The organism is Fredinandcohnia onubensis (assembly GCF_002734285.1).
In the GTDB taxonomy this organism is placed as follows: domain Bacteria; phylum Bacillota; class Bacilli; order Bacillales; family Bacillaceae_L; genus Ferdinandcohnia; species Ferdinandcohnia onubensis_A.
In genome coordinates this window covers 59,607-75,366 of the sequence record NZ_NSEA01000002.1, presented here as the reverse complement: position 1 = coordinate 75,366, position 15,760 = coordinate 59,607, and the positions used below count along the sequence as shown (strand labels likewise).

Below are 15,760 nucleotides of genomic sequence, written 5' to 3'. Positions count from 1 at the left end.
AAGTATAAGTTCTCGCAATGGATATATGGTTAATTCATGTGCTACAATTACGGTAGTATACTTAGTTGGAGAAGGAGCGGTAGATGTGAAAATTAAAGCAATTGAACCAACACCTAGTCCGAATACAATGAAAATTATTTTAGACGAGGAACTACCAAAAGGAAAAAGCAATAATTATAAGAAAGAAAACATAGATCATGCACCAGCACTTATTAAAGAAATTTTGGCAATCGAAGGTATTAAAGGAGTTTATCATGTAGCAGATTTCCTAGCGGTTGAACGAAATGCGAGGTATGACTGGCAGGAATTGCTACCAAAGGTTCGAAAGGTTTTTGGGGAAGATGTCACAGAAGGTGAAAACGAAGCTCCAAAGCTGGATGAACATTTTGGAGAAGTAAAGGTTTTTGTTCAAATGTACAAAGGTCTTCCGATGCAGGTTAAGCTTCATGATGGTGAACAGGAATTACGATTTGGGTTACCTGAAGTGTTTCGGGAAGCGTTGCTGCGTGCACAAGAGGTTTCAGGAAATGTTGTGTTAGAAAGAGAATGGAAGGAACAAGGTGTTCGATACGGTAATCATGAAGAAATAGGGAAAGAAGTTGTCGATGAGCTAGCTGCTGCATATCCCAAGGAAAGACTTGAACGTATTGTTAAACAAATTTCAGAGCAAACTTCTGCTCCAACTGTCCAAAAAAGACAATCCTATAAAGTTACTTTGGAGATGTTGGATGATCCTGAATGGACAAAACGCTATGCAAGTCTTGAACAAATGGATCCTGAAGAGGATGATATACCTGTCCTTGCTAAAGCATTAAAAGATGAAAAACCATCTATTCGTCGTTTAGCAACTGTGTATTTAGGCATGATTGAAAAGCCATCAGTGTTACCTTATCTGTATGAGGCTTTAAAGGATAAGTCGGTTACTGTTAGAAGAACAGCAGGTGATTGTTTGTCAGATATCGGTGACCCTGCTGCAATGGCCGCGATGTGCGATGCATTGAAGGATTCGAGTAAGCTTGTAAGATGGCGCGCAGCGATGTTTTTATTCGAGGTTGGAGACGAGTCTGCATTAGATGCTCTAAAAGCCGCTGAAAACGACCCGGAATTCGAAGTGAAAATGCAAATCAAATTAGCAATCGAACGAATCGAAGGTGGAGAAGAAGCAAAAGGCTCTGTATGGAAGCAAATGACCGAAAGCCGTAATAATTAATCGGGGTTTCATCCGCTTTTTACCAAACATTGTGTGGGGGATAACTCCTGTATGTAAAAAAACATTGGTATAGATTGGATGTTTGAAAATTGATTTTGCTTGGTCATCTATAGTATGCTATGTTTATCGAAATTTTAATTGGGAGGGATTTATATGTCAATGGCATATGATGAATATATGAAGCAAATTGTGAAGCCGATGCGCCAAGAACTTGTTGTTGCAGGCTTTGAAGAGCTTCAAACAGAAGAAGAAGTAGAAAACTTCATGGAGAAAACAGAAGGTACCACTCTAGTGGTAGTAAATTCTGTATGTGGTTGTGCAGCTGGACTTGCTAGACCTGCGGTCACTCAAGCAGTTCTTAATAACGAGAAGAAGCCAGACCAACTTGTAACTGTATTTGCAGGTCAAGATAAAGATGCAACAGCAAAGATGAGAGAGTATTTCGAAGGCATCGAGCCATCATCTCCATCCATGGCTTTATTAAAGGGCAAGGAAGTTGTTCACTTCATTCCAAGACATGAAATTGAATCAAATTCAATGGAAGCAATCATGGAAAACATAACTTCCGCATTAAATAAGCATTGCTAAAATAAGAGTTCAAAAAGGATGTCACTGCGACATCCTTTTTTGTTCAAATAGGTGATTATATGATTGTAACGACAGCCGGGAGAACAAATGATGAGATGGTTGATTTGGCTAAAATAACTGCACTGGAACTCAACGTCACTTTTATCGATAGGAAAAAGCGTTCTATCGCAAAGTTACAAGATCAAATCAACGAAGATGTTCTTGTTGTAGGGAAAAATCGGATTGAAATCTATCCTTTACATGGTGATGAGCCACTTTTCTTCCATCCCAACTCTGCTATGTTTCGAATGAAAAGAATAATGAAGGGTGAGTATGATCCTTTGATTCAAGCATCTGGTCTTACCCAAGGTAACTCAATTTTGGACTGTACTTTAGGCCTAGGATCGGATAGCATTGTAGCGAGTTTCGCTGTGGGTGGAACAGGAAAAGTAACCTCCCTAGAAGGAAACAAGTATTTGTATTATCTATTAAAGGGTGGGTTAAAGAGTTGGGATACCGGAAATACGATAATGAACGAAGCGATGGCTCGAATTGATGTGCTGCACGATACTTATGAAAGCTTTTTAACTAGCTGTCCCACGAATAGCTTTGATATTGTGTATTTTGACCCAATGTTTGAGGAGAAAATTGAAGAATCAGAAGGGATTAAGGGTCTCCGTAATTTCGCAATTTACTCCACATTAAGTCCTGAAGCGATTGAAGCAGCAAGAAGAGTTGCAAAGAAAAAAATAGTACTAAAAGATCATTGGAAAAGTGAGCAATTTGAAAAATACGGTTTTACCGTTTATAAACGAAAAACTGCAAAATTCCATTTTGGAGTGATTGAGGTTTAAAGAGGAGTTACGGCCCGTTAATGCAGGATATTTTGCCACACCTTTGGATACTTTAAATAACGTACGGAGGTGATGAACATGGCAAAACGTAAAAAGGATCCTTCTAAAATCGGATTAGGCTCTGCAGATGTAGAGGGACAAGGTACTACCAATCAAGAAACGGGACGAATGGAAATGGATTCGTCTAGACGTAAGAAAAAGAAGATGTAACCAAAACGTTGAATTACATATTCGTACAAAAATAAAGCCCGCTTAAAAGCGGGTTTCACTATTCAGTCACACAACAAGTTATAAAATATAGTAATGTAACAACACTTGCAATACCAAAAATCCATTCCATTCCAACGAATCCACCTTTCAAATATGTATAATCAATACGCCTTGGCGTATTTCCGCCCGATTTTTTTCGAGCCCGCTCGAAAAATTTCCTTCGAAAAATCGTGGCATCCGCCGGAGGCTTAACTTTATTCAGCCAAGTATTAACCTTGTTGAATTTAATATACTCTTTTGCATTCATCCCTAATTACAGAAGTGAGAACTTCTGCTGAATAAAGTTATCCCTATTTTATCAAATATTGAGGATTTTATGAACTTTAATTTTACGAAGGTTTTCATCTCCTTATAATGTGGGGGTTTTGATGATTTTCCTTGATGGGCATTTATCCTTATTTTTTTGTATTTTCTTAATTTCATAGTAAAAATTTTTACTAGATTGTGTTAAAATGGCGATAAGGGTAAATGTGTTGAAAGGGCGTTTTCGTTATGAAAAAATGGTTACGAAAAGCATTAGTCGTCTCATTTTCCATTTTAACCCTTGGTTTGGTAACGCCACCACCGGCTCTTACTATGCAGCAGGCGGATGCCGATAAGCCAAGTAAGTTAAATTCGATTAATGATCAAAATGCTGAGTCGAATCTATATTCCAATTTTGAATCTGATTTTGGATATGACAGTAGAAACTTTGTTACATATGCGATGTCACAGGCAGAAACCAAATCCTTTGAGAAATTTGGGAGTAAAATAGGGCCTGTTATTGAAGATGAATTCCGTAATGCAATTTTGCCTGAAATTGAAAGTGTAATTGAATTATTAGCCGAGCAATATCCAACCGAACAACTTGACCACCTTGAGATTTCAGAGCAACCTTCTGGTGGAAATGGGGAAAAGATTTTTCACATTTTCGATAAAACGTCTGGGAACGATATTATACGTTTTCATGTAAGAAGGGATCATCCACCGCAGGAAGGCTATTGGTTTAACTTCCACTATCATACACATCATGATGGATTCCAAACACATCATGCACTAGGTGAAATTTATTGGGATAAAAATACTCCGCCAAAATGGCTAAGTTAATAAAAGATGAAAGGCAATCCATGAGTCGACGATTCGCTCTTATGGATTGCTTTTTTTGTCCGTATTTTTTCTCTTGAAGAACTTACCACTCCTAGTCTAGCAGACTCATATTTCCAATTATGATATACTATTATTACTATTTAACAGAAGAGTGCGCTTTAGCATCACGATTTTTATTCATAGATTAAGGAGAGCATTCTTATGCAAAAAACGTTTATTCTTACGCTTCTATTTGTTCTAGTCGGCTTTACCTATCATCCTGGTGAAGCGTCTCCTCATGGGATTCCACTAAAAGATTATCAATCTCTCACACTATATATTGAAACATCAAATCTTAATAACTATGAAACTTTAAAAAATATCATCTTATTACCTGAAACAAGATTTAATGAATCTGCTGCAGCAAAAATGATTGAACGTGTAAACCAAATTGACGAACTTATTTTGCAAGGATTGGTTGACAAAGGTGTTGTGCTAAAGCTGTTTACAGGAAATTTAACGGACGAGCCTACGGCAGCCTATTTGAAAGGGGAAAAGCCGCGTGGCTATAGTGAAAATGGACCTACTTGGGACGATGTGCCGGGAATTGGTGGCTCAGAAGTTGTACTAGCGAAAATTGGATACAGTGAAAAAGGAAAAGGCCACGGGTCTATTAATTTAGAGTTGCATGAATTGGCCCATTCGATTGACAAATTTGTATTTGGTTCGATTAGCGAAGATCCTTCTTTTTTATCCATTTGGAAAAAGGAAGTCAATCAACTATTCCCGGATCGTCCCTATTTCAGTGATTATCCAGAAGAATATTTCGCGGAAAGTTTTGCGATGTACTATTTTTCCGATCAAACAAGAGAACAATTAAAACTAGCAGCACCAATGACGCACCAGCTTTTTAATGAATTAAGCAAAACTCAGCAATGAATTCGACTGCTATTTGTAGTAATATAGTAGAATGAAGTTCATGCAAGGAGTGAATCTATTGAAACATGGTGAAAATGCGTACCTAGATCTATTAAAGCATGTTCTTGAAAAAGGTACGAAAAAAATGGACCGAACAGGGACAGGAACGGTTTCTGTTTTTGGTTATCAAATGCGTTTTAATTTAAGTGAGGGCTTTCCTTTGCTTACGACGAAAAGAGTGCCATTTCGTTTAATCGCGAGTGAACTGCTTTGGTTTATTAAGGGTGACACGAATATCAGATATCTATTAAAAAATAACAATAATATCTGGAACGAGTGGGCGTTTAAAAATTGGATTGAGAGCAATGAATACACAGGTCCAGATATGACGGATTTCGGTAACAGAAGTCTGGTAGACCCTGAATTTAATGAGTTGTATCAAGTTGAAATGGACAAGTTTAAAACTCGTATTTTAGAGGATGATGAGTTTGCTTCTAAATATGGCGAACTTGGTCCAGTTTATGGGAAACAATGGAGAGCGTGGGAATCATCACGTGGTGAAACCATTGACCAGTTGAAAAATGTCATCAACCAAATTAAAAATAACCCAGATAGCAGACGTCATCTTGTCGTCGGATATAATCCGGGTGATGTTGAATTCATGGCACTACCACCTTGTCACAGTCTGTTTCAATTCTATGTGGCAGATGGGAAATTGAGTTGTCAGTTGTATCAGCGTTTGTAAATGAGCGCCTTTAGGGAGAAATCTCTATAAGAAAACCTACCTAAACGGGGAAACTCTTGCAAAAGACAATCCCGTGCTAAATTGTTTCTTAGTTCCGTTATTAAATAAACCATAGTAGGTGAGATTAGTGCCGATTATTGGGGTTTATCATATTGTAAATTTAGAAAACGGAAAATTATATGTTGGGAGCTCTGTTGAAGTAGAAAAACGTTTAGATAGACACAGACGAGATCTTAAAAAGGGAGAGCACCACTGCATCCCACTTCAACGGGCGTGGAATAAATATGGTGAAGAAGCTTTTGAATTTAGAATCGTTAGGATTTATGATAATGAGTTTGATGCAAGATTCATTGAACAAGAACAACTAGATTCATTAGATTCATTAGATTTACTCTATAATATGAGTAAAATTGCAGGTGGCGGTGACTTAATCTCTTACCATCCAAATAGAGAACAAATAGTACAAAAAATAAAAGCTTCAGTTAAGAAAAGGTATAGTTTAATGACTCCTGATGAGCGAAGAGAAGTATACGGAAGTCATGTAAATGGAATGACAGGTCGTAAGCATAGTATAGAAAGTAGAAAGAAAATGAGCATGGCAAGCATAGGAAACACTAATGCTAGCGGTTCGATAAGATCTCCTGAACACAGAGCCAAACTTTCTAAAATAGCTTCTCAAAGAAAAGGAGAAAAAAATCCTTTTTACGGTAGAAAACATTCCGAGGAAACTAAGAAAAAACTTTCTAATCAAATGAAGGGAGTTCTTCCTCCTAATACTAGGCCAGTTCTAATTGATGGTATCAAATATGTAAGTTGTAGCGAAGCAGCACGTCAGCTAGGAGTTGTAACTGCAACTATTCTAAATAGATTAAAGTCACCTAAATTTCCAACATATAATTATTTTGAAACATAAATGCCGAACGACTATCCCATTTGGGAGTACACCTAAGCAGGTGGAAATGGTAGGGGTCCATCATTGGATCGTGATATAGTCTCATCTGTATGGCGACATACAGCAGTTCATAAGTGAACGGGCTAGGTGTAGCGAACCTAGTTGAAGATCATGTCAGGCGACCTTTTTCTGGGAATTCCCTTCAATATCGCAAGTTATGCATTATTAACTCATCTAATCGCATTTGAATGTGGATTAGAGGTAGGGGATTTCATCCATACGATTGGGGATGCCCATATTTACACAAACCACATCGAGCAGGTAAATTTACAGTTAAGTCGTGACCCACGTTCCTTTCCGACAGTAAAATTAAATCCTGCAGTAAGTTCTGTTTTCGATTTTGAAATGGATGACATCGAGATCGTGGGATATGAACCACATCCATCCATTAAGGCACCAGTTGCTGTATAAAGCTATAAAGTTACCTATTTCGAAGTTCCTAGGGTATAATTTATCCTAGGACTTTTTAGTAAGGAGAATAAGTATGATTTCATTACTAGTTGCAATGGATAAAAACCAATTAATCGGTAAGGACAATGATCTACCATGGCGTTTACCTGCAGATTTAGCTTATTTTAAAAGAGTAACGATGGGGCACCCCATTATCATGGGACGTAAAACATACGATTCAATCGGACGACCCCTTCCAGGACGTGAAAATATTATCGTAACACGTGACACTTCGTACAAAGCAGAAGGATGTAAGGTGATTCATTCCATCGAGGAAATTGTAAAAATGAATCAACAAACTGACCAGGAGCTATTTGTAATCGGCGGGGCGGAAATTTTTAAAGAAATCCTACCATATTCAGACCGTCTGTACATAACTGAAATCAATGAGGGATTTGACGGAGATACCTATTTCCCAGCGTTTGATAAAGCCAAGTGGAAGGTTATTTCCAAAGAACAAGGCATTAAGAACGAGAAAAATCCTTATGACTATACGTTTTTGGTATATGAAAAAATCCCGCAGAATTAAATCTGCGGGATTTTTTTATGAGATAAACGGTACATCTACGACATAAAATAGTATGCTAAAAAACATTGCGGCACTTCCTGCTAACACAAACAAATGCCAAATTGCATGGTTAAAAGGTAGCTTTCTCCAGACATAAAAGACAGCTCCAACTGTGTACAGGATTCCGCCAGTTAATAGCAACATAAAGCCGTTAAACCCGATGCTTTCATATAAAGGCTTAATGCCAACTATGATCAACCACCCCATCAGAACATAGAAAATAGTTGAGAGGATCATAAACTTTTCAACAAAAAAGACTTTAAACACGACTCCAACAATCGCTAGTCCCCATACGATTCCGAAGAGGGTCCATCCTAACCAGCCTCCTATCGAAACAAGAACGAAGGGGGTGTATGTTCCAGCTATTAATAAATAAATCGCTGAGTGATCTAATATCGCGAACACCTTTTTCGCTTTCGGGTGTGTGATGCTGTGTAGAAGCGTTGAGAATAAATAAAGCAGTATCATAGATGTCCCAAAAATAGAGAAGCTAACAACATGCCAGACGTCCCCATACTTTACCGCAAATACGATTAACATGACGAGGGCAGGAATACTTAATAAAACTCCGAGACCATGTGTGATGGCATTTGCAATTTCTTCTTTTAATGTTTCTTGGCGAAATGTCATATTTATCACCTCTTGTTACATTTCTTTCTCCAATCATACTGCTAATAAAAAAAGAATACAAATGACATTCGTAATATATTTCCCCGTTATTTTAGAAAAGATTTTATGAAAACAAATGGTAGCGATTTCATTTTAAAAAGTAATACAATATTTAGAAAATTTTACTCCAGATAGGCTAATTCATGTTATAATGAACAAATTAAATCTTCATTACTGTACAGTGTTGTTGTAGAAATAAGCGAAGCGAAAGGGGATATGGGACTCATGGCACACGAAGTAAAACAAAAACTAGATGGGATCCATGTAGAGGATATCATAAAAGCGAATCAAACATTGAAGGATGTTATAATCCATACACCTTTACAAAGAAATGAATTGCTATCTGAACGTTACGAATGTAACTTATTGATAAAACGAGAGGATTTACAAATTGTCCGTTCATTTAAAATTAGAGGAGCCTATAACCGGATTAAAAATCTTTCTGAGCTGGAGTTAAAAAATGGAGTTGTTTGTGCGAGTGCTGGAAACCATGCACAAGGCGTAGCTTTTTCCTGCTTTGCGTTAAAAATTCAAGGTAAAATCTTTATGCCTTCCACGACACCAAGACAAAAAGTTTCTCAAGTAGAGGCTTTTGGTCGGGATTATGTAGAGATTATTTTAACAGGTGATACATTCGACGATTCTTATGAAGAAGCTGTAGCATGCTGTGAAAGAGAAAACCGTACATTTATCCATCCATTTAATGATGCCGATGTCATGGCAGGTCAAGGAACAGTAGCTGTAGAAATTTTAAATGATTGTGCAGAACCAGTTGATTATGTATTTGCTGCGATTGGTGGGGGCGGACTTATTTCAGGAATTTCAACCTATATGAAAAGCATTTCTCCTGAAACAAAGATTATTGGTGTTGAGCCTGAAGGTGCAACAAGTATGAAGACTTCAATTGCCAACGGGGCTGTTACAACATTGCCCAAAATTGATAAATTTGTTGATGGTGCAGCCGTTAAAACGGTGGGTGAAAATACATTTAAAATCAGCAAAAAGCTTGTTGACGATATTATTCCTGTGCCTGAGGGCAAGGTTTGTACAACTATTTTGGACCTTTACAATGAAAATGCCATTGTCGCTGAACCAGCAGGGGCATTATCAATTGCAGCACTTGATATGTACAAGGATCAGATTAAGGGAAAAACAGTTGTCTGTGTACTAAGTGGTGGTAACAATGATATCAGCAGAATGCAGGAAATAAAAGAACGTTCGATGCTCTATGAAGGACTACAATGCTATTTCATTGTGAACTTTCCACAAAGAGCAGGTGCATTGCGTGAGTTCTTGCTTGATGTACTTGGACCAACTGACGACATTACTCGTTTTGAATACACCAAGAAAAATAACAAGGATAATGGACCTGCATTAGTTGGGATTGAATTAAAAGCTAAGGATGACTACCAAGCACTAGTGAACCGAATGGAGAAAAAAGGGTTCCCATTCCGCGAGTTAAATAAAGAGAATACATTATTTAATTTGTTGATTTAAATTCAATAATTCTACATTTTTAGACAAAGACGAAATGTTTGTTTTCATGTATAATATAAGAAACGGGTGAAAAAGGACTGATAGTTTGCTATTCAAAAGCCTAGAGTTCAAAAATAGTTATGGACATAAGGTAAAAGTAATTGAAATTCCAGTGTTAGAGGAAGGCAACACATATCGCTTTATGCTCGATTTTCGCTTACAAGCATTTTTGTCGAAAATCATGACGAAATCAGGTCCAAATCAAATCTATTCGTTTCGGGAATATTTGAAGACAGTGCTAAAATGGACTGATTATGAACGGATTTTTAAACTAGATATTTTAAAACATAATGCATAGTTTTAGAATGAGCTGATTTTAAATCAAATACGCCTTGGCGTATTTGCGCCCAGATTTTTTCGAGCATGCTCGAAAAGCTTCCTTTGAAAATCTGTGGCATCCGCCGGAGGCTCAACTTTATTCAATTATTACTTACAAATTGAATATCAAACATGCATACTTCCCCACTTTCAAGGTGGGTTTTCTTTTGAATAAAGTTGACTAAAATCGGCTCTTTTTTTCTGGTTAGGTATAAATTGTAAGCAACTCCCCGTTAAAATTTGGATAAACTATTTTTATAATAGCTGTACCAGACGTAGGAAGTGAACGTATGACAAAGGTAAAAATCGTAACAGATTCTACAGCAGATTTATCAGAGGAACTAGTAAAAGAACTAGGAATCGAAGTTGTTCCCTTATCAATCACGATTGATGGAGAAACGTTTTTAGACAAGGTGGATATCACTCAAAAAGAATTTTTAGCGAGAATGAAGCAATCTGTCGAATTGCCAAAGAGCTCTCAACCAGCAGTTGGGCATTTTGTCGAGCTTTATGATCAATTAGGAAGTGATGGCAGCGAAATTATCTCCATCCACATGACAGGTGGGATGAGCGGGACAGTTACCTCTGCTGAGAATGCTGCTAATATAAGTGAATCGAATGTAACCGTGATTGATTCCATGTACATTTCTAGGGCTTTAGCATTTCAAGTTGTTGAAGCTGCTAAAATGGCAAAAGCGGGACAAACGAAAGAGCAAATCGTGAAACGAATCAATGAAATTAGAGAAAACTCAACTTTATTTGTAACCGTTGATACGTTAGAAAACCTTGTAAAAGGTGGGCGAATTGGAAAAGGCAAGGCATTTATTGGTTCTTTACTGAACATCAAACCAATCGCTTCTTTACAGGACGGGGTCTATACTCCAGTTTCAAAGGTAAGAAGCCATGCCCAAATCGTTAAATACTTGAGTAAAAAGTTCGCTGAAGATGTTAGTAATAAAACAATAAAAGGTGTAGCGATTGCTCAAGTTGATGCAATAGAACTTGCAACAAATTTAAAAGAGGCCATTAAAAAGCTGACTGGGTATGAAGATGTTGATATCGTTGAAACCACTCCAGTGATCAGCACCCACACTGGCCCAGGTGCAATTGGGTTTATGTATTACGCGGAATAGTACAAAAAAGACGTGTGAATTTCACACGTCTTTTTTAGATTTCAGGCTGTGGAGTCGGTGTTGGGTTAGCATAGCCTTCTTTATATGTTTCATCAATCATAGCTCGAATTTCACTTGGTGATTTCCCATTTGAATATTCAAGCACGGCAGTAGCTGCGATTTCTAAACAAACGTTACATTTTGTACCGTGATCATCCCATACAACTGCATCGCCTTTATTGTCATGAACAAAGCAATCGTAATTATCGCGATGGCCGACAGAATCAGCACAGCCACAATAGCAAGGCATTGTTTCAAGTAGATCTTTGTGCATTGCTGCAGCTTTATATATTGTCACTAATTCCTCTGACTTATCATCTAAAAAGGACGGCATCACATCAATTGAGGCTGTTTCCTCACGTATATCACCGATTACATGGTCTTCGCCCTGGGACTCATGACTATCTCCATTTTGGGAGCAACCAGCCATTCCAAACACGAGGACAAGCATAAGAAGGACAGATAATTTTTTCATTTCAAACAACCTTTCCAATGTCTATGTAAGCCCATTTTAACATAATCCATGTCCTTACAATATCTGTTCACCGTTTTGTCAAAGAAAAAAGGATATCGAAATCGATATCCTTAGTTTTCTTCCGATTCTTCTTCTGATAAGTCTAATTTTTCTCCACCAATCGAGATGTAAGAGAAAATATCTAAATCTGGCTTTGCTTTCGCCATACCTTGAATGTACGGTGTGATTGTGTCTTTAAAATCCTTACTTACACCCAATTCCTCACAGTGTCCATAGACATACATTTTTTTATCATCAAAGAAAAACGAGATATAGCCAAGTGCTTTTTTTTCTTGATTGACGATGTTTAGTATTTGACATTCTTCCTTAATAACCTCTGGAGAAACAAAAATTTGCAAAGCTCAACCTCTCCTTTATCATATTAGGTAAACTGAAGTTTTTTGAACAGGGAATCATTTGTTTCTTTATTAGGCTTTTTCTTTTTAACATGAATCAGGAGCATACATAAAAGCCCAACTACAAGTGTTAATGATGCAGTTGTTAAAAACATACCGGCTCTTGACCAATTCATTAACCAACCGTATATAGGTGGACCAATGGCCACTCCTAAGAAGCGAACAGACCCATAAAGAGAAGTAACAAATCCTCGCTTTTCGGATGAAACAGAGCCCGTAATAAAGCTGTTTATACAAGGTAATACAAGCCCAGTTCCGATACTGCTGATTGCCAAAACGGCAATAAACGGAATCAAACTCTCAAAAAAGACTAATAATCCAAACGATACAGTCATGAGAAGAAGTCCAATGATGATGAGCTTTTTCATCAAAGGCATCTTTTTACCGATTTTACTACCTGTAATATAAGATGTTGTTGTCATACATAATAATGGAATTGCTAATATGGCTCCTTTAAGTACTCCATCTGTATCATACGTTTTTTCTAATACATCAGATAAGTAAAAGAGAATCCCAAAAAGGGTGAATAAGCAGGTTGCTCCAGCTAAATATGCAGTGAATAACCATCTGCCTTCATGTTTAAACACTGAAAACAATCCTCGCACATATTGTTTAAGTGGGGGTGGTTCTTTCTTTTGTTTTTTCTCTTTAACAAAGAATATCGTGAGAAGTACGGAAATTAAGCAAAAAATTGGGAAAGCGAAAAAGGCAGCATACCAAAATAGTAACGCTAGAAGGGAACCGATAATTGGTGAAATAACCTTCCCAAAGCCATTTGATGCCTCCACGAGTCCTAAAACTCTGCTTTGTTTTCCTCCTTTAAATAGATCTCCAGTAAGCGCCATTGCGATAGGTGCTGTTCCTGCCGCACCGATACCCTGCATAAGCCTACCAGCCATAATCCAAAAATAAGGGCTAGAAAACCAGGCGGCTGCAGCACCAGCAAGCAATCCACCAGTACCGTAAAGAATCAATGCTGGTATAATAACCGCTTTCCTAGAAAAACGATCCGAGAAATAGCCGAGTAATGGGATTGAAATCGCCGCTGCAACTGAAAATGTTGTGATTACAAGACTCACCTGAAATTGGCTGATTTCTAGCTCTTTTTGCATTTGTGGTAAAACAGGGATGAGCATCGAATTACCAAGTACCAGGATTAGTGGAATAGAACTAATCGCAACAATTGTCATTGCTGAATTTTTTTGATTTGACAAGTTTTTGCATCTCCTTCTTTTACGGTATGTAAAAGGCTGGATGAACTTCATCCGTTCCTCTCTTGTCATTGTCGTTAAAATCAATTATTGCCTTACTATTTTTTCAATATCTCACGAAACCTATTCTGTAAGTAGTTTCCAAATGAACAGTGCCCAGAAAAGCCCAATCTATACACCCTTTACCTATTTTTGAATAACATATCAACTGTAAGAAGATGGGTATATGTAATAAAAATAGAACAGAAGCCTATGAAGAATTAGGCAAATGTAGTGAGGATTTTTTATCCTTACGCTGGACTAAGGAGGAGTTATTCCTATGGATTTTTTAGATGTTCCTTTACGAACACAGGGAGAACGAAGCTATGGACTTACCTCAATCGCTGATTTTGGTACGCCAATAGGTCAATTAGAGGCTTATTTAAAGGATTATCATACCTATATCGATATCGCAAAAATTGGGATTGGCTCCGCTTATGTGACCCCGAACCTACAAGAAAAAATCAACCTCTATAAAAAATACAATGTCATCCCTTATTGTGGCGGAACCCTGTTTGAAAAATGCTATGTTCAAGACAAACTTGACGAATATGCAAAAAGCCTACAAACGCTAGGGATTGAATGGATTGAAATTTCAAATGGAACAATTGACATCCCACTTAATAAGAGAATTTCATTAATCAAAAAACTAAAACAACATTTTAATGTAATTGCAGAGGTTGGTTCAAAAGACCAAGATAAAGAAATGCCTTTATCTGAGTGGGAACATGAGATTAATTTACTGTTGGCAACAGGTTGTAAATATGTCATCACTGAGGGGAGAGACTCAGGAACAGCAGGTATTTACAATCGTTCAGGTAACGTCAACATGGATTTAATTAATCAAATTTCCCGAAATATTGATGTAAATAAGGTGATATTTGAAGCACCCACTCCTAAGCACCAAATGTTTTTTATTAACCAGTTTGGAGCAAATGTCAACCTCGGAAATGTGAAATTACACGATGTACTCGTTTTAGAATCACAAAGACTCGGTCTACGAAGTGAGACATTTTTCCTGGGGGAGAAGACATGGAACTTACCTTAATCAGGCATCTTCCAACTGAATGGAACGAGAAAGGAGTTCTTCAAGGGAGTAAGGATATTCCCATTTTAGAGCTAACGGATGAGAATAGAGAGGAAATTGAAATCAATAAAGAAATGTTAAAACCAACATACTCATTGATTTTAACGAGTGAATTGACTCGCACCCAACAAACAGCAAAGGGATATGGGTATGATTGTTTTGAAATTGATCCACTATTAAATGAGCTTAATTTTGGAGATTTCGAAGGGAAAGAAAAGAAGCTACTCATCGAAACGTATAAAAATGAGTGGTATACACATCCAGGTGAAATTATGCTTGGGGAAAAGATTTCGAACCTGGAGAAAAGGGTGCACACATTTTTACAAAAATACAAGGATTTTGAGTCAATTTTAGTATTTGGTCATGGTTCCTGGATTCGAGCATGTGTATCTTATCTAAAATTCGGAACCATCAATAACATGAATCAGCTAGAGATAAAAAACAATCAGTTGCTAACGATCAAGGTCCGAGAGGAGGAACACAAGATTGGGCGGCATCACATATGAAAATTGGAATGAGGAAAGTGTAAAGGACGTTATAAACAGCAACAAAGATTATTACGACATTTTAAAATGGGCGTATCGAACGTATTCGGCAGAAGACATTGTTTATGCATGTAGCTTTGGTGCTGAGGGTATGGTCCTCATTGACTTGATTTCTAAGGTCAACAAGGAAGCAAGAATTGTCTTTCTGGATACAGGACTTCATTTCAAAGAAACCTATGAACTCATTGATAAGATTAAAGAAAAGTATCCAACTCTCAATATTGAACTAAAAAAACCGGCCTTAAACCTTGAGGAGCAGGCAAAAGAGCACGGGGATGAGCTATGGAAAACGAATCCTAACTTATGCTGTCAAATTCGAAAAATTGAACCTCTACATGAAGTATTAACATCTACCAAGGCTTGGATTTCGGGACTGCGAAGGGAGCAGGGGCCAACCCGCAAAAATACGGAATACCTAAACAAGGATGAAAAATTTAAAAACATAAAAATTTGTCCGCTAATTCATTGGACTTGGGACGATGTTTGGACCTATATCAAGCTGAACAATCTACCCTACAATGAATTGCATGACAAAGATTATCCAAGTATTGGGTGTGCACCTTGTACAAATCAAGCATTAAATGGAGATTTGCGTTCGGGTAGATGGGCCAATTCTGATAAGACAGAATGCGGTTTACATGTGAAATAACGAAA

Annotated in this window: 18 protein-coding genes and 2 pseudogenes; 16 read left to right on the top strand and 4 right to left on the bottom strand. The window is 37.5% G+C overall.

Translation table 11 applies throughout. The annotated features are described in order from the left end of the window. Positions 1-85: 85 nt before the first annotated feature. From CKJ95_RS01215 to CKJ95_RS01165, 10 genes and pseudogenes are all read left to right on the top strand, one after another. Positions 86-1,210 carry a conserved virulence factor C family protein gene (locus CKJ95_RS01215; protein WP_099351594.1) on the top strand — a complete coding sequence of 375 codons (1,125 nt, stop codon included), beginning with the start codon at positions 86-88 and terminating at the stop codon, positions 1,208-1,210. Between the two features lie 153 nt (positions 1,211-1,363). Next, positions 1,364-1,798 (top strand): BrxA/BrxB family bacilliredoxin, encoded by a 435-nt coding sequence (locus CKJ95_RS01210; protein ID WP_099351593.1) that lies wholly within the window; start codon positions 1,364-1,366, stop codon positions 1,796-1,798. A 59-nt stretch (positions 1,799-1,857) separates the two neighbouring features. Then, complete coding sequence (locus CKJ95_RS01205; RefSeq protein ID WP_099351592.1) at positions 1,858-2,631, top strand: class I SAM-dependent methyltransferase; 774 nt, start codon at positions 1,858-1,860, stop codon at positions 2,629-2,631. 78 nt (positions 2,632-2,709) lie between these two features. After that, positions 2,710-2,841, top strand: coding sequence for a YuzL family protein (locus CKJ95_RS01200; RefSeq protein WP_099351591.1), 132 nt, complete (start codon positions 2,710-2,712; stop codon positions 2,839-2,841). Positions 2,842-3,393: 552 nt separating this feature from the next. After that, positions 3,394-3,987, top strand: a complete 594-nt coding sequence (locus CKJ95_RS01190; protein WP_099351589.1) for a YpjP family protein — start codon at positions 3,394-3,396, stop codon at positions 3,985-3,987. Between the two features lie 201 nt (positions 3,988-4,188). Continuing rightward, positions 4,189-4,905, top strand: a complete 717-nt coding sequence (locus CKJ95_RS01185) for an anthrax toxin lethal factor-related metalloendopeptidase (RefSeq protein WP_099351588.1) — start codon at positions 4,189-4,191, stop codon at positions 4,903-4,905. Positions 4,906-4,963: 58 nt separating this feature from the next. Beyond that, a pseudogene (locus CKJ95_RS01180) lies at positions 4,964-5,623 on the top strand (thymidylate synthase); the annotation flags it as partial. 133 nt (positions 5,624-5,756) lie between these two features. Further along, complete coding sequence (locus CKJ95_RS01175; RefSeq protein ID WP_180271387.1) at positions 5,757-6,542, top strand: NUMOD3 domain-containing DNA-binding protein; 786 nt, start codon at positions 5,757-5,759, stop codon at positions 6,540-6,542. A 153-nt stretch (positions 6,543-6,695) separates the two neighbouring features. Further along, positions 6,696-6,992, top strand: a pseudogene (thyA, locus tag CKJ95_RS01170) (thymidylate synthase); the annotation flags it as partial. Positions 6,993-7,065: 73 nt separating this feature from the next. Further along, on the top strand, positions 7,066-7,560 hold the full coding sequence (locus CKJ95_RS01165; protein WP_099351586.1) for a dihydrofolate reductase: 495 nt from the start codon (positions 7,066-7,068) through the stop codon (positions 7,558-7,560). 15 nt (positions 7,561-7,575) lie between these two features. Here CKJ95_RS01165 and trhA read toward each other — a convergent pair whose 3' ends face one another. Beyond that, positions 7,576-8,229: a PAQR family membrane homeostasis protein TrhA gene (trhA, locus tag CKJ95_RS01160; RefSeq protein WP_099351585.1), complete on the bottom strand. Its 654-nt coding sequence runs from the start codon at positions 8,227-8,229 to the stop codon at positions 7,576-7,578. Between the two features lie 264 nt (positions 8,230-8,493). On the opposite strand from trhA, the gene ilvA reads away from it, so the two are divergent. From ilvA to CKJ95_RS01145, 3 genes are all read left to right on the top strand, one after another. After that, positions 8,494-9,765 carry a threonine ammonia-lyase IlvA gene (gene ilvA / locus CKJ95_RS01155; protein ID WP_099351584.1) on the top strand — a complete coding sequence of 424 codons (1,272 nt, stop codon included), beginning with the start codon at positions 8,494-8,496 and terminating at the stop codon, positions 9,763-9,765. Between the two features lie 85 nt (positions 9,766-9,850). Further along, entirely contained in the window at positions 9,851-10,102 is a 252-nt protein-coding gene (locus CKJ95_RS01150; RefSeq protein WP_099351583.1) for a DUF2535 family protein, read from the top strand. Between the two features lie 310 nt (positions 10,103-10,412). Next, positions 10,413-11,255 (top strand): DegV family protein, encoded by an 843-nt coding sequence (locus CKJ95_RS01145; RefSeq protein WP_099351582.1) that lies wholly within the window; start codon positions 10,413-10,415, stop codon positions 11,253-11,255. Between the two features lie 34 nt (positions 11,256-11,289). Here the strand turns inward: CKJ95_RS01145 and CKJ95_RS01140 are convergent, their stop codons facing one another. From CKJ95_RS01140 to CKJ95_RS01130, 3 genes are all read right to left on the bottom strand, one after another. Next, entirely contained in the window at positions 11,290-11,769 is a 480-nt protein-coding gene (locus CKJ95_RS01140) for a PCYCGC motif-containing (lipo)protein (RefSeq protein WP_099351581.1), read from the bottom strand. A 110-nt stretch (positions 11,770-11,879) separates the two neighbouring features. Next, a complete protein-coding gene (locus CKJ95_RS01135) occupies positions 11,880-12,167 on the bottom strand; it encodes a hypothetical protein (RefSeq protein ID WP_099351580.1) in 288 nt (95 codons plus the stop codon). Positions 12,168-12,190: 23 nt separating this feature from the next. Continuing rightward, on the bottom strand, positions 12,191-13,489 hold the full coding sequence (locus CKJ95_RS01130) for an MFS transporter (protein ID WP_257215693.1): 1,299 nt from the start codon (positions 13,487-13,489) through the stop codon (positions 12,191-12,193). 265 nt (positions 13,490-13,754) lie between these two features. Here CKJ95_RS01130 and CKJ95_RS01125 point away from each other — a divergent pair, with 265 nt between their 5' ends. Genes CKJ95_RS01125 through CKJ95_RS01115 form a run of 3 tightly spaced genes read left to right on the top strand, consistent with a single transcriptional unit; the run spans position 13,755 to position 15,755 of the window. Then, the gene (locus tag CKJ95_RS01125; RefSeq protein WP_099351578.1) at positions 13,755-14,522 is read left to right on the top strand and encodes a phosphosulfolactate synthase; all 768 of its coding nucleotides are present in this window, start codon (positions 13,755-13,757) and stop codon (positions 14,520-14,522) included. Further along, positions 14,507-15,067 carry a histidine phosphatase family protein gene (locus CKJ95_RS01120; protein ID WP_099351577.1) on the top strand — a complete coding sequence of 187 codons (561 nt, stop codon included), beginning with the start codon at positions 14,507-14,509 and terminating at the stop codon, positions 15,065-15,067. The genes CKJ95_RS01125 and CKJ95_RS01120 overlap by 16 nt, the downstream gene beginning before the upstream one ends. Then, positions 15,048-15,755, top strand: coding sequence for a phosphoadenylyl-sulfate reductase (locus CKJ95_RS01115; RefSeq protein WP_099351576.1), 708 nt, complete (start codon positions 15,048-15,050; stop codon positions 15,753-15,755). The genes CKJ95_RS01120 and CKJ95_RS01115 overlap by 20 nt, the downstream gene beginning before the upstream one ends. Positions 15,756-15,760: the final 5 nt, after the last annotated feature.

Excerpts from the sequence above, each read along its gene's own strand:
- ilvA (WP_099351584.1), top strand. The coding sequence starts at position 8,494 with ATGGCACACGAAGTAAAACAAAAACTAGATGGGATCCATGTAGAGGAT.
- CKJ95_RS01165 (WP_099351586.1), top strand. The coding sequence starts at position 7,066 with ATGATTTCATTACTAGTTGCAATGGATAAAAACCAATTAATCGGTAAG.
- CKJ95_RS01140 (WP_099351581.1), bottom strand. The coding sequence starts at position 11,769 with ATGAAAAAATTATCTGTCCTTCTTATGCTTGTCCTCGTGTTTGGAATG.
- CKJ95_RS01210 (WP_099351593.1), top strand. The coding sequence starts at position 1,364 with ATGTCAATGGCATATGATGAATATATGAAGCAAATTGTGAAGCCGATG.
- CKJ95_RS01130 (WP_257215693.1), bottom strand. The coding sequence starts at position 13,489 with ATGAAGTTCATCCAGCCTTTTACATACCGTAAAAGAAGGAGATGCAAA.
- CKJ95_RS01120 (WP_099351577.1), top strand. The coding sequence starts at position 14,507 with ATGGAACTTACCTTAATCAGGCATCTTCCAACTGAATGGAACGAGAAA.
- CKJ95_RS01200 (WP_099351591.1), top strand. The coding sequence starts at position 2,710 with ATGGCAAAACGTAAAAAGGATCCTTCTAAAATCGGATTAGGCTCTGCA.
- CKJ95_RS01190 (WP_099351589.1), top strand. The coding sequence starts at position 3,394 with ATGAAAAAATGGTTACGAAAAGCATTAGTCGTCTCATTTTCCATTTTA.
- CKJ95_RS01145 (WP_099351582.1), top strand. The coding sequence starts at position 10,413 with ATGACAAAGGTAAAAATCGTAACAGATTCTACAGCAGATTTATCAGAG.
- CKJ95_RS01185 (WP_099351588.1), top strand. The coding sequence starts at position 4,189 with ATGCAAAAAACGTTTATTCTTACGCTTCTATTTGTTCTAGTCGGCTTT.
- CKJ95_RS01205 (WP_099351592.1), top strand. The coding sequence starts at position 1,858 with ATGATTGTAACGACAGCCGGGAGAACAAATGATGAGATGGTTGATTTG.
- CKJ95_RS01125 (WP_099351578.1), top strand. The coding sequence starts at position 13,755 with ATGGATTTTTTAGATGTTCCTTTACGAACACAGGGAGAACGAAGCTAT.
- trhA (WP_099351585.1), bottom strand. The coding sequence starts at position 8,229 with ATGACATTTCGCCAAGAAACATTAAAAGAAGAAATTGCAAATGCCATC.